Consider the following 19,202-nt stretch of genomic DNA (forward strand, 5'->3'; position numbering starts at 1 on the left):
TTTTCCGTTTTTCCTCTCCGTTTTCACTGTTTTCTCTCAAGGAATCGACATGACCGATCTGCAAAAGCGTTCGATGTTCAAAGTGGCAGCGCTGTCTGCACTGGCTGCTGCCGCCGTGGTGGGCTGCGGCAAGACCGAGGCTCCTGCACCTGCGCCAGCTCCGGCACCTGCCCCCGCAGCTTCTGCCCCAGCGCCCAAGCCAGAGCCACTGAAGATCGCTTTTGCCTACGTGGGCCCTGTGGGTGACGGTGGCTGGTCTTTCGCCCACGACAACGGTCGCAAGGCCATCGAGAAGGAATTTGGCGACAAGGTGGTCACCAGCTTTGTCGAAAGCGTGCCTGAGTCGGCCGATGCTGAGCGCGTGCTGCGTGACCTGGCTGGCCAGGGCAACAAGCTGATTTTTGGCACCACTTTCGGCTACATGGAATCCATCCAGAAGATCGCTGGCGATCTGAAGGATGTGAAGTTTGAGCACGCCACAGGCTACAAGACCGCCGAGAACGTGCGCACCTATGACAGCCGCACTTACGAAGGTGCCTACATGGCGGGCGTGATCGCTGGCGCGATGACCAAGACCAACACCCTGGGCGTGGTGGGCTCGGTACCAATTCCTGAAGTGATCCGCAACATCAACAGCTTCACGCTGGGCGCGCAGTCGGTCAATCCCAAGATCAAGACCAAGGTGGTGTGGGTGAACGAATGGTTCAGCCCACCCAAGGAAACCGAAGCCGCCACCAGCCTGATCAACGGTGGTGCTGACGTGCTGTTCCAGAACACCGATTCGCCTGCCGTGCTCAAGACGGCCCAGGAAAAGGGCAAGCGCGCCTTTGGCTGGGACAGCGACATGACCGCCTATGGCCCCAAGGCCCACCTGGCTTCTGCCGTCATCAACTGGGGCCCTTACTACATCAAGGCCACCAAGGATGCGCTGGAAGGCAACTGGAAGGGTGGCGAGGCTTCGTGGTGGGGCGTGAAGGAAGGCGCGATCGATCTCGTCTCCATCGCTGAAGACGTGCCTGCCGAAACCAAGGCCAAGGTGGAAGAAGTGAAGAAGGGCCTGGCCGACGGCAGCTTTGTGATCTGGAAGGGTCCTATCGTGGGCCAGGATGGCAAGCCAGTGCTGGAAAAGGATGCCGTGGCTGATGACAAATTCCTGGGTGGCATCAACTTCTACGTCAAGGGCGTGGAAGGCAAGATCCCCGGTGCCGACAAGAAGTAAGTCGCTGTCAGCGCAACCACAGGGCCGCCTTCGGGCGGCCTTTTTTCATCTTGCCACGGGTTTGCCGGTTTCCATTCGCACGGCAAAAAGGCATGATGTTTTCAACCCTACCCACGGAGCTTGCTGATGTTCAAAGTCCCCCCCATTTCTGCAGAGCGCCTGCCAGATCTTTTGCGGCAAATGCCCAAGGCTGAACTGCACATTCACATCGAAGGCTCGCTGGAGCCTGAATTGATCTTTGCATTGGCCCAGCGCAACGGCGTTACGCTGCCGTACGCCGATGTGGAGAGCCTGCGCAAGGCCTATGCCTTCACCAATTTGCAGAGCTTCCTCGACATCTACTACGCTGGTGCCAGCGTGCTTCTGCATGAGCAGGACTTCTACGACATGGCCTGGGCCTATTTCGAGCGCGCAGCGGCCGACAACGTGGTGCACGCCGAATTGTTTTTTGACCCGCAGACCCATACCGAGCGTGGTGTGTCCATGGCCACGGTCGTGCAGGGGCTGCACCGTGCATGCGTGGATGCAGGGCAAAAGCTGGGTGTGAATGCGTCGCTCATCCTGTGCTTCCTGCGCCACCTGAGCGAAGAGTCAGCCTTTGAGACGCTGGAGCAGGCGCTGCCCTTCCGTGACAAGTTCATCGGCGTGGGCCTGGACAGCAGCGAGGTTGGTCACCCGCCAGAAAAATTTGCCCGTGTTTTTGCGCGCTGCAAGGAGTTGGGTTTGCACCTGGTGGCGCACGCGGGAGAAGAAGGCCCCCCTGCCTACATCTGGAGTGCGCTGGATGTGCTGAAGGTGGAGCGCATTGACCACGGAGTCCAGGCCATCCACGATGCCGCTTTGATGCAGCGGCTGGCGCAGGAGCGTATCCCGCTCACGGTGTGCCCACTGTCCAATCAGAAGCTGTGCGTGTTTCCGGATCTGGCAGACCACAACCTGGGCAAGCTGCTGGACGCCGGTTTGGCCGCTACCGTCAATTCGGATGACCCGGCTTACTTCGGCGGCTACATCAACGAGAACTTTGTTCAGCTTTTTGCGGCCACAGGCCTCACGGCCCGGCATGCGTACCAACTGGCCTTCAACAGCTTCGAGGCCAGCTTTGCCTCGAACCCGCAAAAGCGGCAGTGGGAGCACCAACTCAAGGAGACTTTCGAGAGGTTTGTGGAGCACGACTACTGATACTGGCAGTCCTTGGCATGGAAGACTGCGGATCTGTTCCGTGTCCGCTTTGAGGTAGCAGAGGTACAAGGGCCTAGCTTGCAATTGACGCTTTGTTAACACTGTCGGTTTTGTAAGCTTGGCGGGTTATCATGTTGCACTTTGTTGCGTTTTGACTTCCGGCTCAGAACGCATGAACCAGGGATTTCGCCGAGTGCATTGCTGCGCACGGTGAAAGCCTGGGCTGCGGTGCCCCGATGCAGCGGGCAGTCGGCAGACCGGTTCTGTAATTGATTACCTCCACATTTATGTTCCTCAACCAGCTATCCATAGCCAAGCGCCTGGCCTGTGTGCTCGGGCTCATCCTGACCCTCTCCCTGCTCACCAGTCTGTTTGCCGTCTTCAAACTGCGCCAGATGGGGCAAGTCACTGACACCATGCTGGCAGTGAACCTCAAGACCGAGCGTGCCACGGCCGACTGGTTGCGCAACACCACAGCGGGTGTGCAGCGCGCATCGGCCATTGCCAAAAGCAGCGACCCCAGTCTGATTGAGTACTTTGCCCCCGCTACAGCTGCCTCCATCGCTGAGACCAACGATCTGCAGAAGTACCTGGAAACGCAAATGGTCACGCCTGCGCAGAAGGCGCTGTACGACAAGATCAATGAGCAGCGCAAGGCCTACCTGGCTGCGCGTGAAGAGGTCAGCAAACTCAAGAAGGCGGGCGATTCAGAGGGCGCCGCAAAGGTGTTTGCCGAGCGTTTCGAGCCCACGGCCCGCACTTATGTGGCCAGCGTGCAGGAAGTGGCAACCGGCCAGCGCGCAGAGCTGGACGCCGCTGCCAAACGCAACGATGAACTGCGTGCCCAGACCAGCGTGCTGCTGGTGGTGTGCGGTTTGATCTCTCTGTTGCTCGGTCTGGTGCTCTCGTGGTACCTGGCTTCCAGCATCACCCGGCCTTTGAAGCTGGCTGAAGCCAGCGCTCAAGACATTGCCAACCTGGACCTGACCGGTCGCCCCCAGACCCGCTATTCCAACGACGAAACCGGGCATCTGCTGCGCGCCATTGATCGCATGCGCGAGGTGCTCCAGACCTCGCTGCAGCAGGTGCGTGGCGTGGTGGACAGCATCTCCACTGCCAGCCACCAGATTGCGTCGGGCAACCAGGACCTGAGTGCGCGCACCGAGAACGCTGCCAGCAACCTGCAGGAAACCGCCAGCGCCATGGAAGAGTTGACCAGCACCGTGCAGCACAGTGCCGATGCGGCCAGCCAGGCCAGCATGCTGTCTCACACTGCAGCCCAGGTGGCGCAGCGCGGTGGTGAAGTGGTGGCCCAGGTGGTCAGCACCATGGACCAGATCAACAACAGCTCCAAAAAGATCTCCGACATCATTGGCGTGATCGACAGCATTGCCTTCCAGACCAACATTCTGGCGCTGAACGCCGCCGTGGAAGCGGCCCGTGCGGGGGAGCAAGGCCGGGGCTTTGCCGTGGTCGCCAGCGAGGTGCGTTCCCTCGCCCAGCGTTCAGCCAACGCAGCGCGCGAGATCAAGAGCCTGATTGGTGCCAGCGTGGAAAACGTGGAAGCCGGTGCCAGTCTGGTGGCAGACGCAGGTACCACCATGGACGAGATCGTGGCCAGCGTGAAGCGCGTGACGGACATGATGGGTGAGATCAGCGCTGCGACCAAGGAGCAAAGCCATGGCATTGGTCAGGTCAACATTGCCGTCACGCAACTGGACCAGATGACGCAGCAAAACGCTGCGCTGGTGGAGGAATCCACCGCCGCCGCGCAAAGCCTGAACGAGCAGGCCCAACGCCTGAGCGAGGTGGTGGGGCAGTTCCGCCTGGGCTATCAGGCCGACCCTTCGCTCAAGCGTCTGACCTGAGCACCTTCGCGATGCGCTTTGTGCGCGGCGGGTAGAATCCGCACCCTGAGAAAACCGCTGCCCGGCGGTTTTCTTGTTTTTTACTTCGGGCCATGTAGAGGAACACCATGTACAAAAACCTCGCCACCGCACTGCGTGCGGCTTGTGTGAGTGCGCTTTTCTGCGCCGTAACCCTTCCCCCCACTTTTGCACAGACGGCGGCTCCGGCTGCCAAGTTCGAGCCGCTCAAGGCTGGGTTTGTGTACGTTTCACCCATCACCGAAGCAGGCTGGACACGCCAGCATGAAGAGGGGCGAAAAGCCGTAGAGGCGGCGCTGGGCTCGCAGGTCAAGACCACCTATGTGGAGAACGTGGCCGAGGGGGCAGACGCAGAGCGGGTAATCCGCGACCTGGCCGCTACCGGGCACCAGATCATCTTCACCCCCAGCTTTGGCTACATGGAGCCCACCCTGAAAGTGGCGCAGGACTTCCCCAACGTGAAGTTCGAATCCATCACCGGCTACAAGCAGGCCCCGAACGTGGCCACTGCCAACGCGCGTTATTACGAAGGCCGTTACCTGGCGGGCATTGCCGCAGGCCGCATGAGCAAGACCGGTGTAGCTGGCTACGTGGCAGGCTTCCCGATTCCTGAGGTGCTGCAGGGCATCAATGCGTTCACTCTGGGCATGCGGTCGGTCAACCCGAATGCATCGGTCAAGGTAGTGTGGCTCAACGTCTGGTTTGACCCTCCCAAGGAGCGCGACGCTGCCATGGCTCTGTTCAACCAGGACGTGGATGTGATTGCCTTTCACACAGGCTCCACCGCAGTGATGGCTGCGGCGCAGGAGCGCGGCAAGATGGCCGTGGCCTACCACTCCGACATGCGCAAGACCGGGCCAGATGCGCAGATCATTGCCGTGACGCACCAGTGGGGCGCTTATTACACCGAACGGGTGCGGGCACTGCAAAGCGGGCAGTGGAAATCAGGCAACCTGTGGGGCGGTGTGCGTGAAGGGATGATCCGCGTGGGAGATTTTGGCCCCAAGGTGCCCCAGGCCGTGCAGCAGGAGGTGCTGGCTGCGCAGAAGGCGGTGGGCGCGGGCAAGCTCCATCCGTTCCGCGCGGGCAAGCAGGCGGTGCGCGACACCGAGGGCCGCGAGGTCATCGCTGCCGGGCAGACGCTGAGCGATGCACAGATCCTGCAAATGAACTGGCTGGTAGAAGGCGTCAAAGGCTCGCTACCGCGCTGACGCACCCACCACCACCGGACTTCTACTGTCTATTACCCCTCCGGTATGGTGAGGGTGTTCTCGCCCTTTAAGCTCTCGCCCCATGCAAGTATTCCGATCTGCCCTTTTGCGCTTTGCCGATGATGGCAAGGCCCTGTACGACCAGGACGGCCTGCTGGCCATCGCTCCTGATGCTGCAGGGCGCCAAAGGGTGGTCGCTGCGGGATCGTGGGCTGCGCTGGCGCCGCAATGGGCGCAGCAGGGGGCCGTCACCCATCTGCCTGGGCGCATTCTGGCGCCAGGGTTTGTGGATCTGCATGTGCACTTTCCGCAGACGGATGTGATTGGCTCGCCCGCCGATGGTCTGTTGCCCTGGCTGGAGAACTACACGTTTCCGCATGAGTCGCGCTTTGTTGAGCCCGAGTACGCCAGCGAGGTGGCAGGGTTCTTTGTGGAAGAGTTGCTGCGCCATGGTGTGACCACGGCACTGGCGTTTGCCACATCGCACCCGGCGTCTGTGCATGCCCTGTTTGCCGAGGCCCAGCGCCGCAGTCTGCGGCTGGTCACAGGCAAGGTGCTGCAGGACCGCCACTCGCCCGACGGCGTGCGCGACGAGACGGAGCAAAGCCTGATTGATACCGAGGCGCTTATCCAGCGCTGGCATGGCGTGGGCCGCCTGGGTTACGCCATTACCCCCCGCTTTGCCCCCACCAGCACCCCCGAGCAGTTGCGCGGTGCGGGTGAGCTGGCTGCGCGCTATGGTGACGTGTGGATCCAGTCGCACGTGGCAGAGAACCTGGACGAAATCCGCTGGGCGCGCGAGCTGTTTCCCCGCTCGCGCAGCTATCTGGCGGTGTACGACGACTTTGGTCTGATGCGCGAGCGTGCGGTGTATGCGCACTGCATTCACTTCGACGATGCCGACCGGGCATTGATGCACGAGCGCAAAACCGCTGCAGCCATCAGCCCCACCAGCAATCTCTTTCTGGGTAGCGGCTTCTTCGACTACGCCGGTGCGGATCGCGCCGGTTTCCGTTATGGCCTGGCCAGCGATGTGGGTGGGGGCACCAGTTTCAGCCCCTTCCACACCATGATGGCGGCCTATTACGTGGGGCGCGAGGGGCAGACCAAGACGGACCTGAGCCTGAGCCCGACCCAGCTGTGGTGGCAGCACACGGCAGGTGCGGCCCATGCCATGGGCCTGGGGGGCGTGGTGGGCAATCTTCAGCCCGGATGCGAAGGGGACTTCCTGGTGCTGAACCCCGAGGCTACGCCGCTGTTGGCGCGCAAGACGCGCCAGGCCAACAGCCTGGAAGAGCTATTGTTTGCGCTGATCGTACTGGGCGATGACCGGGTGATCGAACAAACCGTGATTTCTCAAGCAAAATACGCCCCTAGCGCTTGATGTAAAAGCGCTACCAGCTACATATTTCATAGCATATTGCCTGGCTTGCCGACTTGCAGCCGGGCAAGTGCTGCAGCGCAGGAGCCAACCGATGAGTATCAAGAGCGACAAGTGGATCCGCCGCATGGCCGAAGACCACGGCATGATCGAGCCCTTTGAGCCAGGCCAGATTCGTGAGCGCGAGGGGCAGAAGATCATCAGCTACGGCACCAGCAGCTACGGCTACGACATCCGCTGCGCCCCTGAATTCAAGGTGTTCACCAACATCCACAGTACGGTGGTGGACCCCAAGAATTTTGATGAGAAGAGCTTTGTGGATTTCCACGGCGACAGTTGCATCATCCCACCCAACAGCTTTGCGCTGGCCCGCACGGTGGAGTATTTCCGCATTCCGCGCAACGTGTTGACCATTTGCCTGGGCAAGAGCACCTACGCACGCTGCGGCATCATCGTCAACGTCACTCCCTTCGAGCCCGAGTGGGAAGGCTATGTGACGCTGGAGTTTTCCAACACCACACCGCTGCCCGCACGCATCTATGCAGGCGAGGGCTGCGCCCAGGTGCTGTTCTTTGAAAGCGACAAGGACGACGTTTGCGAGGTCAGCTACAAGGATCGCGGCGGCAAGTACCAAGGGCAGGTGGGCGTCACGCTGCCCAAGGCCTGAGCGCTCACGGGCCGCTTCCAGGTGCGGCCAATACGATTCAATGAAGTGGCCCTGGCCAGACGTTCCGCCGCAACGGCTTTAAGCCTGCACCACCACCCGATTGCGCCCTGCGCGCTTGGCTTCGTACAGCGCCTCATCCCCCCGGCGCAGCAGGGCTGAACCCAGGTCGTCCATACCACGCAAGGTGGCTACCCCGGCGCTGATGGTGAAGTGCCCTGCCACCGGGTCACGCTGCTCACCAATGGCATCGACCAGTGCCTGGGCAATGGCGCGTGCGCCAGCAATGTCGGTGTCTTGCAGCAGCGCTGCAAATTCCTCACCCCCCAGGCGTGCCACCACGTCCGAATCCCGCAGGCGCTGCATCAGCGTTTGGGCCAGGCGCTGCAGTACATGGTCACCCGCCTCATGGCCGTAGGTGTCGTTGATCTGCTTGAAGTGGTCCACATCCATCGTGACGATGGACAAAGGCCTGCCGCTGCGCCGCGCCAGTGCCAGTGCGTAAGCCATCTGCGCATCAAACCCTCGGCGGTTCAGCAGGCCTGTCAGGGGATCGCTGCGGGCCTGCAGATCCAGCTCGCGGTTGGCTTGCTCCAGCTGCTGCGTGCGCAACTGCACCTGCGCTTCCATGGCGCCGTGGGCAGTCAGCAGTCGCTGCGTCATGTCCCGCAGGGCGGAAGAAAGGCGCCTGACTTCCAGGCTGCTCTGGGCCGTGGGAATGGTCGCTTTGGGGTTCCCCGCTTCCAGATCCTGCGCAGCCCGCGCCAGCGTATTGAGGTCTTCGCTCAGCCGCCCCGCAGCCATCCACGCCAGCAGCGAGGTGACCACGGCGGCAATGAATCCACCCAGCAATGCCTTGTAGACCGCCTGCGTGGCCTCCGCAAAAGCAATGTCTACCGGCATGCGGGCCACGATGTGCCATCCCATATCGCTTTCTGCGCTGCGTGCCTGCAGCCGTGCGTGCGAGGTGAGGTAGCGTTGGCCATCGGCCCAGCGCACCACGGCGGTCTGGTCGGCCCGGGCGGTATCGCTGGGTACTTTGTAAAAACGCTCATCCGGCAGTTTCTGGCCCAGGCGCTGAAGCAGCGTTTGCTGGTCTGCGGGAGCGTGAATGAGCTGCCCTGTTTTATCGAAGATGAACACTTCCAGCTGATCCTGCCGCGCGTCCACGGGCATCAGCGTCTGGATCATTTCATTGACCCACTCCCAATAGCCGTGTACGCCCAGCACACCCACTGTTTTGCCGCTGAGGCGGATGGGCGCGGCAAAGTCCACAAAACGGTAGGGTTCGCCGCTTTTGCTGGGGGGCAGCAGGCTTTCAAGCAGCTTGGCGGGGTGGACATCTCCTACATGAGGACCCTTCAGACCCGCCTGAAACCAGGGGCGCTCCGACACGTTTTGCCCCAAGAGCATGTTGCCTGACGCCGCATGCACCACGCCCTGTGCATCGGTCACGCCCAACCACAGGCTTTGCGGGTGGATGGCCTGCTGGCGCGCCAGAAGCTGCAAGACCTGGGGGGAGTCCAGCCCACTTTTCCACAGCACTTCAGAAGACGCCAGCACCTGCACTTCACGCACCCTTTGGTACAGACCGGCTGCCAGCAGTGAGGCCGTAGCGTCCGCCAGGGTCTGCAACGAAGTTCCCACGTCGCGCTGGATGCGGCGCTTTACCACCTCACCAAAACCGATGGACAGCAGCACAGAGAGCGCAACCACCAGGATGCCAAAGACCAGTGCAATCTGGGTGCGAAGGCTGCGCCCGGGCATGGACGGCAGTGGGAGTTGGAATGAAAAGATAGGCGGCACGGTGGAGCAGTGCAGTGGGCGGTGTTGCGGGTGGTGTGCCCGCGTGGCTGCTCAGCACTGTACACAGTGTGTAGACAATTGGCAGTGTGGAATCCCGAAATCCGAAATCTGTTACGCATTGGCATGGCGCATGCGCGACAAAGCCAAAAATCTGCCGTATCTTGCGATGCCCTGGGTAGCCCGAGAGGGTTGCAAACAGGCTCTAAGATCACCAGCTTGCTAGATGACCCTGCACCGGACAGGGGCAGGAGGAATGTATGCGTTGGGAAGGCAATCGGGAATCGGACAACGTTGAAGATCGTCGTGACAGCGACGATGGCGGCGGCGGTGGTGGCTCGTTCGGCTTTGGTGGCCGGGGGATCGGTATCGGCACCATCGTGATAGCGCTGCTGGGGGGCTGGGTGCTGGGCGTCAATCCGCTCACCATTCTGGGCCTTCTGAGCGGGGGCGGGGGGCCACCCGCACATGTCCAGCAGGCGCCTGCTCACCACCCGCCTGCCGATGACCGCATGGCACGTTTTGTGGCTACCGTGCTGGCGGATACCGAAGACGTGTGGAAAGACGTTTTCCGCCAGGCAGGAGGACGGTACCAAGAGCCACGTCTGGTGCTTTTCAAAAACTCGACGCCCACTGCCTGCGGTACCGGTCGCTCGGCCATGGGGCCGTTCTACTGTCCCGCAGACCAGAAGGTCTACATCGACCTGGCGTTTTACGAAGTCCTTAAAAACCGCCTGGGCGCGCCTGGCGATTTTGCGCAGGCCTATGTGATTGCCCACGAGGTGGGGCACCACGTGCAGAACCTGATGGGCATCAGCGCCAAGGTCGACCAGATGCGTGGCCGGGTCAGCCAGAAAGAACTCAACGCCATGTCTGTGCGACTGGAGTTGCAGGCCGACTGTTTTGCGGGGGTGTGGGCATACCACGCACAGAATGCCCGCCAGTTGCTGGAACAAGGGGATGTGGAAGAGGCGATGAACGCTGCATCCCGCATTGGGGACGATGCCCTGCAGCGCTCTGCAGGAGGGGCCGTGGTGCCCGACAGCTTTACCCATGGCACCAGCGCTCAGCGCCAGCGCTGGTTCTACACGGGCCTCAAGCAGGGCAGCGTGCAGGCTTGTGACACTTTCTCCGCCCGCAGCCTCTGAAAGCTGAGGGCCGGTGACTGAGTGGGTAACCCCCTTAGTGCCATCGCCCAGGCACGATATGCCTCTGGCGCCCTTCGCATAAGCGCAGGATGCTATGTATTTAGTAGCAAAGTGCACTCGTATCCGCTTGCCAAGTCCCCTTTCAGGGGGCGCAAATTGCAAAAAAGTGCCTTCTAAGGCCTGCGGTGCGACAATAGAGGGCTAAATGACAAGTTCTTTTTCCAATCTATCGCTGGCCGAGCCGCTAGCGCGTGCCGTGGCCGAAATGGGCTACGAGTCCATGACGCCCATCCAGGCCCAGGCCATCCCCGTCGTGCTGACGGGGCAAGACGTGATGGGCGCCGCCCAGACGGGCACAGGCAAGACGGCGGCGTTCTCGTTGCCACTGCTGCAGCGCCTGCTCAAGCACGAAAACAGTTCGACATCGCCCGCACGGCACCCTGTGCGTGCGCTGGTGCTGCTGCCCACGCGTGAGCTGGCCGACCAGGTGGCCCAGCAGATTGCGCTGTACGCCAAGTACACCAAGCTGCGCAGCACCGTGGTGTTTGGCGGCATGGACATGAAGCCCCAGACCATCGAACTGAAAAAAGGCGTTGAGGTGCTGGTGGCCACGCCAGGCCGCCTGCTGGACCACATCGAGGCCAAGAACGCGGTGCTCAACCAGGTGGAATACGTGGTGCTGGACGAGGCAGACCGCATGCTGGACATCGGCTTTTTGCCGGATCTGCAGCGCATCCTGTCGTACCTGCCCAAGCAGCGCACCACCTTGCTGTTCAGCGCCACTTTCTCGCCCGAGATCAAGCGCCTGGCCAGCAGCTACCTGCAAGACCCCATTACCATCGAAGTGGCCCGCCCCAACGAGACGGCGGCTACAGTGGAGCAGCGCTTTTACAGCGCGGGCGATGACGACAAGCGCCGGGCTATCCACCATGTGTTGCGCTCGCGTGGCATCAAGCAGGCCTTCATTTTTGTGAACAGCAAGCTGGGTTGCGGCCGTCTGGCACGCAGCCTGGAGCGCGAAGGCCTGAAGACCGCTGCCCTGCACGGCGACAAGAGCCAGGACGAGCGCCTCAAGGCCCTGGAAGCCTTCAAACAAGGCGAGGTGGACCTGCTGGTGTGTACGGATGTGGCGGCCCGCGGCCTCGACATCAAGGATGTACCCGCCGTCTTCAACTTTGACGTGCCGTTCAATGCCGAAGACTACGTGCACCGCATCGGTCGTACGGGCCGCGCAGGTGCCTCCGGTCTGGCCGTAACGCTCGTGTCCGGCAGCGATGCGCGGCTGGTGACGGACATTGAAAAGCTGATCAAGAAAAAGATCGAGCTGGAGACGCTGCAGTTGGAAGATGAGCGCCCGCGTGAAAGCCGCCGCTCGTCTCGCGACAGCGATTACGGCGATGCGCGGGAGGCTGGCGCTTTCCGCCGCGAGCCGCGTGATTCGCGGGAGCCACGCGAAAGTCGTGAAGGGCGTGAGAGTCGCGATTACCGGGGTTTCCGGCCCGCCGCCGTATCGCGCGATCCGTTTTTCAGCAAGCCCTACGAACCCAGTGCTACCGACACCCCAGCGGCATGGGAAGCCACGGCCAAGACACCCGTGCGCAGCGGCATCTCGGCCAACATCAAGCCCAAGCGCAAGGTGGCGGCCTTGTTCAAGGCGGCGGTGCGCGAGACATCCAGCGAGCAGAGCTGATACGCAGAGAAAAAAGGGCCTAGCGCCCGTCTATTGAGCGCGAGCTGCTATCTAAAGAATAGCAATTAGTAAGGGCCACATCCATGTGGCCCTTTTTGTTGATGGGTCACGACGCACCTGCGCGCTAGGGTAGTGCGTGCACGGTGTGGCGACGGGGTGCCAGCGAAGCCACCAGCGCTGGGGTGATTTCACCCCACGCCAGAACGTGTCCACCGCGCTGCCTTGCAAAGTCCTCAGCGGCGGCGCGTTGGCTCCATGCGGGCAAATTGCCCGCCCGCATGGGCCCCAAGGCCGACGAGCCCACCACATACATGGCCTGTGTGGCCTCCACCCAACCCCCCGACTCCATGTCGGTCACGTACCGGGCGCGTAGGGCATCCAGGGTTCGGCCCCGTGTGTAGCGGGGCACATCGCCCAGATACATCAGCAAGCTGAGCGGTGAATCCAGAAAGAAGGCGTCTCCGTCGGCAAAGATGACCTGGGCCGCCCAGGCACGGGCGCGTGTGGGGTACATGCCGCATACAGGGCAACGCACCTCGGGTGGCACTTCGCGTGCGGCGCTCAGGGGCAGGCCCTTGTCTGCGTTGTAGGGGGTGGGTGGGGCCACCACGCACACATCGTCTGTCAGGCTTTCCAGGTCTGCGGTGGGGCTGGCGGGGCGACTGGATGCTATACCGTTTTGCCACGCACTCCAGCCTGCAACACCTGCTGCGGTGGTCGCAAGGCTTGCCAGACCTGCCAGAGCCCAGCGACGGTTTCGTGCCGCAGGCGCGAAACCCGGTTCACATGCGGCCGTCATGCTGGGCTCCGCCGCTCAGGTCCACCATGGCGGGCGTGATCTCGGCAAAGCGCAGCACCTTGCCGCCGTACTCGACCGCAAACTTTTTCGCATCCGCCTCTTGGGCAAAGCTGCCGATGGTGGGGCCCATGGAGCCGTGGCGCTTGCCACCCACCACGTAGAGGGCGCCCTTGGCGTCGATCCAGTGGCCTTTGGGCGCGTCCCAGTCGGCCTGGCCCATGTCCTGCACGTACACGGCCTGCACGGCGCGCACCTGCTCGCCGACCAGCAGCGTGGCAAACAGTTCTACCGTGTCGCAGAAGAACAAGGGCTTGTCCTGCCCCGCAAAGCGCACCTGGGCCTTGGGGCCGGGGTAGTCGGCCAGCAGCATGCCGTCCAGCTCGCAACTGGTGGCGCGGTCAAAGTCCACAGGCTGCAGCGACTGCGCGCCGCGGTCCGCCTGGCTGCAGCCGGCCAGGCTTCCCAGGCCCGTGAGTGCGCCCAGCGACGCGAGGGCGGCCCAGCCCAGCAGCTGGCGGCGGGTGGTGCAGCCGCACCGAGGTTGGTAAAGAAGGGGCGTCATGGTTTGAATCTCCAGCCCGCCAGACCCAGGGGCACCACGATCCAGCCCGCCATCACCGCGCCCATCAGCCATGGCTTGGCCAGGGCGGGGGGCACGATGCTGGTCAGGCCGTACAGGGTACGCACATCTTCCAGCGAGAACACGTTGAGGATGCGGAACACGTCCGCGGGGTTGAGCAGCAGCAGATAGGCCATGGCCTCGCCGCCCACGCTGCCGCCCGTGGCCACCAGGGCGCCCAGCAGCAGCAGGTCGAACACCAGCACGAAGAAGAACCAGGCAGCAATTGCCAGCCCCGAGGCGCGTGTGCGCTCGTGCGTGAGCACCGACAGCAGCACCGCCAGGCTCAGGAACGCCAGGCCCAGCAGCACCGAGCTGAGCATGAAGCCGCCAAAGTGGAACAGCGCAGCCGCGCTGAACTGCCGCACCAGCAGCACCGCCACCAGGCCAAAGCCCGCCAGCGTAGACAGCGCGAGCGCCGCGGCCAGGCCCAGGTATTTGCCCAGTAGCAGCTCCAGCCGCGTGAGGGGCAGCGACAGCAGCAGGTCCAGCGAGCCGCGCTCACGCTCACCCACGATGGCGTCAAAGCCCAGCAGCAGGGCGTTCAGCGGGATCAGGTAGATCACCAGGCTGACCAGGCTGGCAATGGTGAACTCGATGGAGCGAAAGCCCACCGTGCCCTGCTGCGCGCCGCCAAAGTAGGCAATCGCCAGCGAGAACACGGTGAACACCAGCGCCACGGCCAGCACCCAGCGGTTGCGCATGCGGTCGCGGAACTCCTTGCCCGCGATGGTGAGGATTGGTTGGAATTCCATGGCTAGCCTTTGCGCAAGTCGAAGTACACGTCTTCGAGAGACGGTTCGTGGATCTGCACGTCCTGCAGCCGCGCGCCCAGCGGCGCCAGCGCGCCCAGCACGGCCATCTTGGCGTCGCGCGGGCAAATGGCTGTGAGGCCGCCGGCGTGGGCTGTGGCCGTGACGCCTTGCAGCGGCGCGAGGGCGAGCACGGCGGCGGGGATGTCCGCGTCGCCCAGAGCCAGTTCGATGGTCAGCGGCATGTGCGTCTGGTCGCGCAGCGCCTGCACGCTGCCCAGCGCCTGCAGCTTGCCAGCGGCCAGGATCGCCAGGCGGTCCACGCGCTCCTGTAGCTCGGCCAGGATATGCGAGGTGATGACGATGGTCACGCCGCGCGCCTGCTGGCCGCGCAGCGTGGCGTAAAAGTCGCGGATGGCCTGCGGGTCCAGGCCGTTGGTGGGTTCGTCCAGCAGCAGCACCTGCGGGTCGCCCAGCAGCGCCTGCGCAAAGCCCAGGCGCTGGCGCATACCCTTGGAGTATTCGCGCACGGCACGGCGGCCCGCGTGCGCCAGGCCCACCTGCTCTAGTAGCGCGGCGCACTGGGCCTGCGGCGCACCCTTGAGGCGCGCGAAGAACTGCAGCGTCTCCAGGCCGTTCAGGTTGTCGTACAGCACCACGTTCTCGGGCAGGTAGCCCAGGTGGCGCCGTGCGGTGCGGAAGTCGCGCCCCTGCACGCTGGTGCCGCCCACGCGGATGTCACCCGCGGTGGCGGGCGTGAGGCCCAGGACCATCTTGAACAGCGTGCTCTTGCCGGCGCCGTTGTGGCCGATGAGGCCGAGGATTTCTCCGCGCTCGATGCGCAGGTCGATGCCGTCCACGGCGTGCAGCGCGCCGTAGCGCTTGTGCACGCCCCGCACCTCGATGGCGGCGGGCGCGGGCGGATCAATGGGAGGAGGATTGCGGGTCACGCCAATTGCTCCGTTCTGGGTGAAAGGGTTGCATGTGGGGCTTGGGATCCACCACGGTGGGCACGCGCAGCACCGGGAACTGCTGGCCTACCAGGCGCAGCGTCTGCACGGCGGGGCTGGCCAGCAGCAGCTTGATGGCGGGGTGGCGCCAGGTCAGGCGGTCCACCATGTCGTTGGCTTCGTAGGGCACGTCGCCCACGCCGTTGCCGTCGCGGTCCCAGCCCAGGTAGTTGCTCCAGTAGTTGCCGCCCTGGGTGCCCCAGCGTTCGTCGCGGGCGCCCACGTAGCGCACCTGCTCGCGGTTGCCCACGAAGTCGTTGCCCTCCACCACGTTGCGGGTGGAGCCGGCCGACAGGTGCACGCCCACGGTGTTGCGCGTGACGAGGTTGCCGCGCAGCGTGGCGTATTCCACGTCGTAGATGAAGAAGCCGCGCTGGTTCTCGGCCACCACGTTGTTCTCCACCACCGAGTCCTGCAGCGTGCGCAGCATGATGCCGTGGTCGGCGTTGCCCCAGGCGCGGTTGTTGCGCACCACCTGGTCGCGCACTTCCATCAGCGCCAGGCCGCCGCGGTTCAGGTACGTGTCGTTGTCCTCCCACAGGTTGTAGTAGGAGTTCATGTAGTGCGTGCCGTAGCGGCTGTGGTGCAGCTTGTTGCCGCGGAAGACCGCGTGGTGCGACACGTCCACATACAGCGCATCGCGCACGAAGCTGATCTGGTTGCCCTCGATGCGCGCGCCCGTAGTGTTGTACAGCTGTACGCCGTTGCCGCGCTGGGACGAGCCCACATCGCGCAGGCCGGTGATGGTGTTGTGCTCTACCCGCACGTCGTTGGCCTTCTCGATCCACAGGCCGAACAGGTTGTAGGTGAGGTCGTTGTAGCGCACCACCGCGCGGTGGGCGCCGGGCTGGATGTAGATGCCCGCGTTCTGGTCCTTGAGGCTGGTGCCCGAGTCGCGCACGATCAGGCCTTCGATCACCACGTCGGGCGCGGTGACGCGGATGGTGTCGCCCTGCTGCCCGCCGCTCAAGGTGGGGCGGTCCAGGCCGCGCAGGGTGAGCGGCTTGTCGATGCGCAGCGTGTTCACGCGGTAGAAGCCGCGCTGTACCTCCACCGTGTCGCCGGCCGCGGCGGCGGTGACGGCGGCCTGCAGGTCCTGCCCCGGGCGCACCTGCACGGTAGCCGCCGCCGCAGGCAGCGCGGCCCACAGTGACAGTGCCAGTGCCAGGGCCGCGGCAGCTGCGTTGAGGAGCGCACGGGGAGGCTTCATCACACCAGCCCCGCCACGGCCTTGAGGGCCAGGAACAGCGCCGCGCCGATCAGCAGGTTCTTGAAGCCCACGTAGCTCAGCATGTCCATCACGCCGGCCACGCGGTACTGGCCCTGCCACCACGGGCCGTCCTTCACGTAGCGCTTGCCCGACAGGCGGATCAGCACCTCGTACACGCTCCAGCCAAACCACCAGCCGATGATGGCGCCCGACGACAGCGTGCCTAGCGCCGCCATCACCCAGGCCACGCTGGCCGCGAGTGCCAGCGAGAAGCCCGCGATCTGCAGGCCGCGGCGCGATGCCCAGCCTGCGCGGCTCCAGGGCCACAGGTGGTCCGCCAGTTCCAGGGCCACCCAGCGCAGGCCGGTGGCATCAGCCTTGTGCGCAGGCTGCGCCGGCGCGGTGGGCAGGCGCGGGTCCGGCCCCTGCGCGGCCTTGGCCGAGATCTGGTCTTGCACCGTGGCCGGGTGGATGGGGATGAAATAGCCGTTCTTGCCGATGGGCGTGATCTCCAGGCCGTCCTTCTCGCGGCGCTTGCGTTCCTTGGCCAGGGGCGGGCAGCCCTTGGTGTCGGTATAGAGCACCATGCAGTCCAGGCAGTGCAGGCATTCGCGGTGGTCGATGCGGCCGTCGGCGTCGATGGCCTGGGCGCCGCACCCGGTGGCGCAGGCCTTGCAGCTGTTGCAGTCCTGCTTGCGCTTGAGGCCAAACCAGCGGAACGTGCTGGGCATGGCCAGCGACGCGCCCAGCGGGCAGATGTACTTGCAGTAAGGCCGCTCGATGAAGATCGAAACGCCCAGGATGGCTGCCACGAACAGGCTGTAAGGCCAGGCCCGGTTGAGCACGCCCACCAGGAAAGTGGTCTTGAACGGCTCCACCTCGGCCAGCTTCTCGGCCGTGCCCATGGAGAACATGGACACCGCCAGCAAGCCGAAGAACACGGCGTACTTCACCCACTTGAGCCGGTCGTGCCACTTCTGCGGCAGCTGCGTCTGGAACCGCCTGAGGCCCAGGGTGCGCGCAATCTTGTAGATGCCCTCCTGCAGCGATCCGAACGGGCACATCCAGCCGCAGAACAGCCCGCGCCCGAACAGGAACACGGTGACGATGATGAAGATCCAGAACAGGAAGATGAACGGGTCGGACAGGAACAGCGACCAGGTCCACTGGAACAGCAGCGCATGGAACCAGGTCAGCACCTGCGTGATGGAGGGCTGCGCCATCTGGCTGAAGCCGATCCAGCCGATGCTGATGGCCCAGAAGCTGTACTTGAAGGCGTTGACGGGCCACTTGTTCTTGTGGGTGGAGCGGCGCGTGAGCGTCTCGCGCAGCGCGTACACCACCGTCACGGCCACCAGCAGCGCGGCGAAGAGCGCAATCTCCACGGCGCGGGTCTTCCACACGCGCACCCAGGGTGCGTCCGGCTCGTCGATGGTGGGGCGCCCGCCTTGCAGCAAGGCGGCGGGCAGCCAGTAGGGCGCGTCAAAGCTGGTGAAGCTGCGCGTGCCGGTAGCGCGGTCCACGCGGTTGCCCAAAAAGCTCAGCTGCCACGGATACGCGGCGGAGAACGCACTCGAGCGGATGATGAAGATGACCGACTCGTTGTAGCTGGGCGCGCCCGCGGCTTCGATGCCGTAGAGGTTGAGCGCGTCCAGGTCGCGGAAGGTGAATGCGTCGGCGCCCTGGTGCACCTGCACGCGGTCGTAGATGCCGCCGCGCACAAAGCCCGAACCCTTGAACGATTCCTTGCCGCCGGTGCGGATGATGAAGAAGGCGTGCTCGCCCTCCTTGAGCTGCTGGCGCAGGTTGTGCCAGCCGTTCTCGCCCAGCACGCTTTGGCCCAGGTCGGGGTGGTTCAGGTCGCCAAACCACAGTTCGATGAACGGCTCGGGGCCCTTGTCCAGGCCCACCTGTTCGGGCTGCACGCGCAGGCGCTGCACCGTGCCTTGCTGTACCAGCTCGGCCCAGGTCAGGCGCTTGCCGGTTTCGGCATAGCGGGCGGGCTCGCGTACCGTGGGCGCCAGGATGCCCACCTGCCGCGCCACGGCCGAGCCCGAGGCCATCATGACCTGGTTCTGCGCGATGACGGTGACCGTGGCGCCCGAGATGGCATCCAGGCCGATCACGTTCTCGTCGGGCCGCGACTGGCCGACCTCGATCTTGTCGGCCACCGACTTGCCCAGGTACTGCCCGTTGAACTTGAGCAGCGCCGATTCCGGGATGCCCAGCAGCAGGATGGGCTCGGAGTGCTTGAGCACCTTCACGCCCACAAACCGGCCGTCCTTGTCCATGCCGATCAGCGTGACCACCGGCTTGCCGGAATAGGCGGGCGTGTCGGTGATGTCGGTGGACAGCATCACGTAGCCCAGCAGCTTCTTCTGGGCACTGTCGTTGTCGTAGGCCTCCACATAGGGCGGCTGGCCTTTGCGCTCCGAAAAATGCGTGGCCCCGGGGAACACGTCCTTGCAGGGCACCAGTGCGCACAGATCGCGGGCCGTGGCCAGATCGGCAGGCAACTCCGCCTCGTAGGCCCCCGCCGCAGCATGCGCGCGCGGCGCCAGCCAAAGAGCTGCCAACAAGACCAGAAGAAGCGTGGCGAACTGCCGACGAAGGGAGATCATGGGACTATCT

General features: G+C 63.8%; 15 protein-coding genes. 8 read left to right on the plus strand and 7 right to left on the minus strand.

What is annotated here, in order from left to right:
- Positions 1-49: 49 nt before the first annotated feature.
- The 6 genes from AACH87_RS08095 to dcd all read left to right on the plus strand — a co-directional run bounded on the left by AACH87_RS08095 (position 50) and on the right by dcd (position 7,543).
- Positions 50-1,219 carry a BMP family ABC transporter substrate-binding protein gene (locus tag AACH87_RS08095; protein WP_338798271.1) on the plus strand — a complete coding sequence of 390 codons (1,170 nt, stop codon included), beginning with the start codon at positions 50-52 and terminating at the stop codon, positions 1,217-1,219.
- A 126-nt stretch (positions 1,220-1,345) separates the two neighbouring features.
- Positions 1,346-2,398: an adenosine deaminase gene (locus AACH87_RS08100; RefSeq protein ID WP_338798272.1), complete on the plus strand. Its 1,053-nt coding sequence runs from the start codon at positions 1,346-1,348 to the stop codon at positions 2,396-2,398.
- 287 nt (positions 2,399-2,685) lie between these two features.
- Positions 2,686-4,266 (plus strand): methyl-accepting chemotaxis protein, encoded by a 1,581-nt coding sequence (locus tag AACH87_RS08105; RefSeq protein WP_338798273.1) that lies wholly within the window; start codon positions 2,686-2,688, stop codon positions 4,264-4,266.
- 107 nt (positions 4,267-4,373) lie between these two features.
- A complete protein-coding gene (locus AACH87_RS08110; protein WP_338798274.1) occupies positions 4,374-5,495 on the plus strand; it encodes a BMP family ABC transporter substrate-binding protein in 1,122 nt (373 codons plus the stop codon).
- 82 nt (positions 5,496-5,577) lie between these two features.
- On the plus strand, positions 5,578-6,879 hold the full coding sequence (gene guaD, locus AACH87_RS08115; RefSeq protein WP_338798275.1) for a guanine deaminase: 1,302 nt from the start codon (positions 5,578-5,580) through the stop codon (positions 6,877-6,879).
- Between the two features lie 91 nt (positions 6,880-6,970).
- Positions 6,971-7,543: a dCTP deaminase gene (gene dcd / locus AACH87_RS08120; protein WP_338798276.1), complete on the plus strand. Its 573-nt coding sequence runs from the start codon at positions 6,971-6,973 to the stop codon at positions 7,541-7,543.
- 78 nt (positions 7,544-7,621) lie between these two features.
- On the opposite strand, the gene AACH87_RS08125 is transcribed toward dcd, so the two are convergent.
- Positions 7,622-9,307 (minus strand): diguanylate cyclase, encoded by a 1,686-nt coding sequence (locus tag AACH87_RS08125; RefSeq protein ID WP_338798277.1) that lies wholly within the window; start codon positions 9,305-9,307, stop codon positions 7,622-7,624.
- Positions 9,308-9,603: 296 nt separating this feature from the next.
- Between AACH87_RS08125 and AACH87_RS08130 the strand changes: the two genes are divergently transcribed.
- Together AACH87_RS08130 and AACH87_RS08135 are read left to right on the plus strand one after the other, a co-directional pair.
- Positions 9,604-10,491, plus strand: coding sequence for a neutral zinc metallopeptidase (locus AACH87_RS08130; protein ID WP_338798278.1), 888 nt, complete (start codon positions 9,604-9,606; stop codon positions 10,489-10,491).
- A 205-nt stretch (positions 10,492-10,696) separates the two neighbouring features.
- On the plus strand, positions 10,697-12,181 hold the full coding sequence (locus AACH87_RS08135; RefSeq protein WP_338798279.1) for a DEAD/DEAH box helicase: 1,485 nt from the start codon (positions 10,697-10,699) through the stop codon (positions 12,179-12,181).
- A 124-nt stretch (positions 12,182-12,305) separates the two neighbouring features.
- Here AACH87_RS08135 and AACH87_RS08140 read toward each other — a convergent pair whose 3' ends face one another.
- Genes AACH87_RS08140 through AACH87_RS08165 form a run of 6 tightly spaced genes read right to left on the minus strand, consistent with a single transcriptional unit; the run spans position 12,306 to position 19,192 of the window.
- Positions 12,306-12,980 (minus strand): nitrous oxide reductase accessory protein NosL, encoded by a 675-nt coding sequence (locus tag AACH87_RS08140; protein ID WP_338798280.1) that lies wholly within the window; start codon positions 12,978-12,980, stop codon positions 12,306-12,308.
- On the minus strand, positions 12,964-13,542 hold the full coding sequence (locus tag AACH87_RS08145) for a nitrous oxide reductase accessory protein NosL (RefSeq protein WP_338798281.1): 579 nt from the start codon (positions 13,540-13,542) through the stop codon (positions 12,964-12,966). The genes AACH87_RS08140 and AACH87_RS08145 overlap by 17 nt, the downstream gene beginning before the upstream one ends.
- Positions 13,539-14,354, minus strand: coding sequence for an ABC transporter permease (locus AACH87_RS08150; RefSeq protein ID WP_338798282.1), 816 nt, complete (start codon positions 14,352-14,354; stop codon positions 13,539-13,541). Before AACH87_RS08150 ends, AACH87_RS08145 begins: the two co-directional genes overlap by 4 nt.
- A gap of 2 nt (positions 14,355-14,356) precedes the next feature.
- Positions 14,357-15,301: an ABC transporter ATP-binding protein gene (locus AACH87_RS08155; RefSeq protein WP_338798283.1), complete on the minus strand. Its 945-nt coding sequence runs from the start codon at positions 15,299-15,301 to the stop codon at positions 14,357-14,359.
- Entirely contained in the window at positions 15,276-16,571 is a 1,296-nt protein-coding gene (locus AACH87_RS08160) for a nitrous oxide reductase family maturation protein NosD (protein WP_338798284.1), read from the minus strand. Before AACH87_RS08160 ends, AACH87_RS08155 begins: the two co-directional genes overlap by 26 nt.
- Positions 16,571-19,192: a 4Fe-4S binding protein gene (locus AACH87_RS08165; RefSeq protein ID WP_338798285.1), complete on the minus strand. Its 2,622-nt coding sequence runs from the start codon at positions 19,190-19,192 to the stop codon at positions 16,571-16,573. Before AACH87_RS08165 ends, AACH87_RS08160 begins: the two co-directional genes overlap by 1 nt.
- Positions 19,193-19,202: the final 10 nt, after the last annotated feature.

The organism is Acidovorax sp. DW039, assembly GCF_037101375.1.
Classification (GTDB): domain Bacteria; phylum Pseudomonadota; class Gammaproteobacteria; order Burkholderiales; family Burkholderiaceae_C; genus Acidovorax.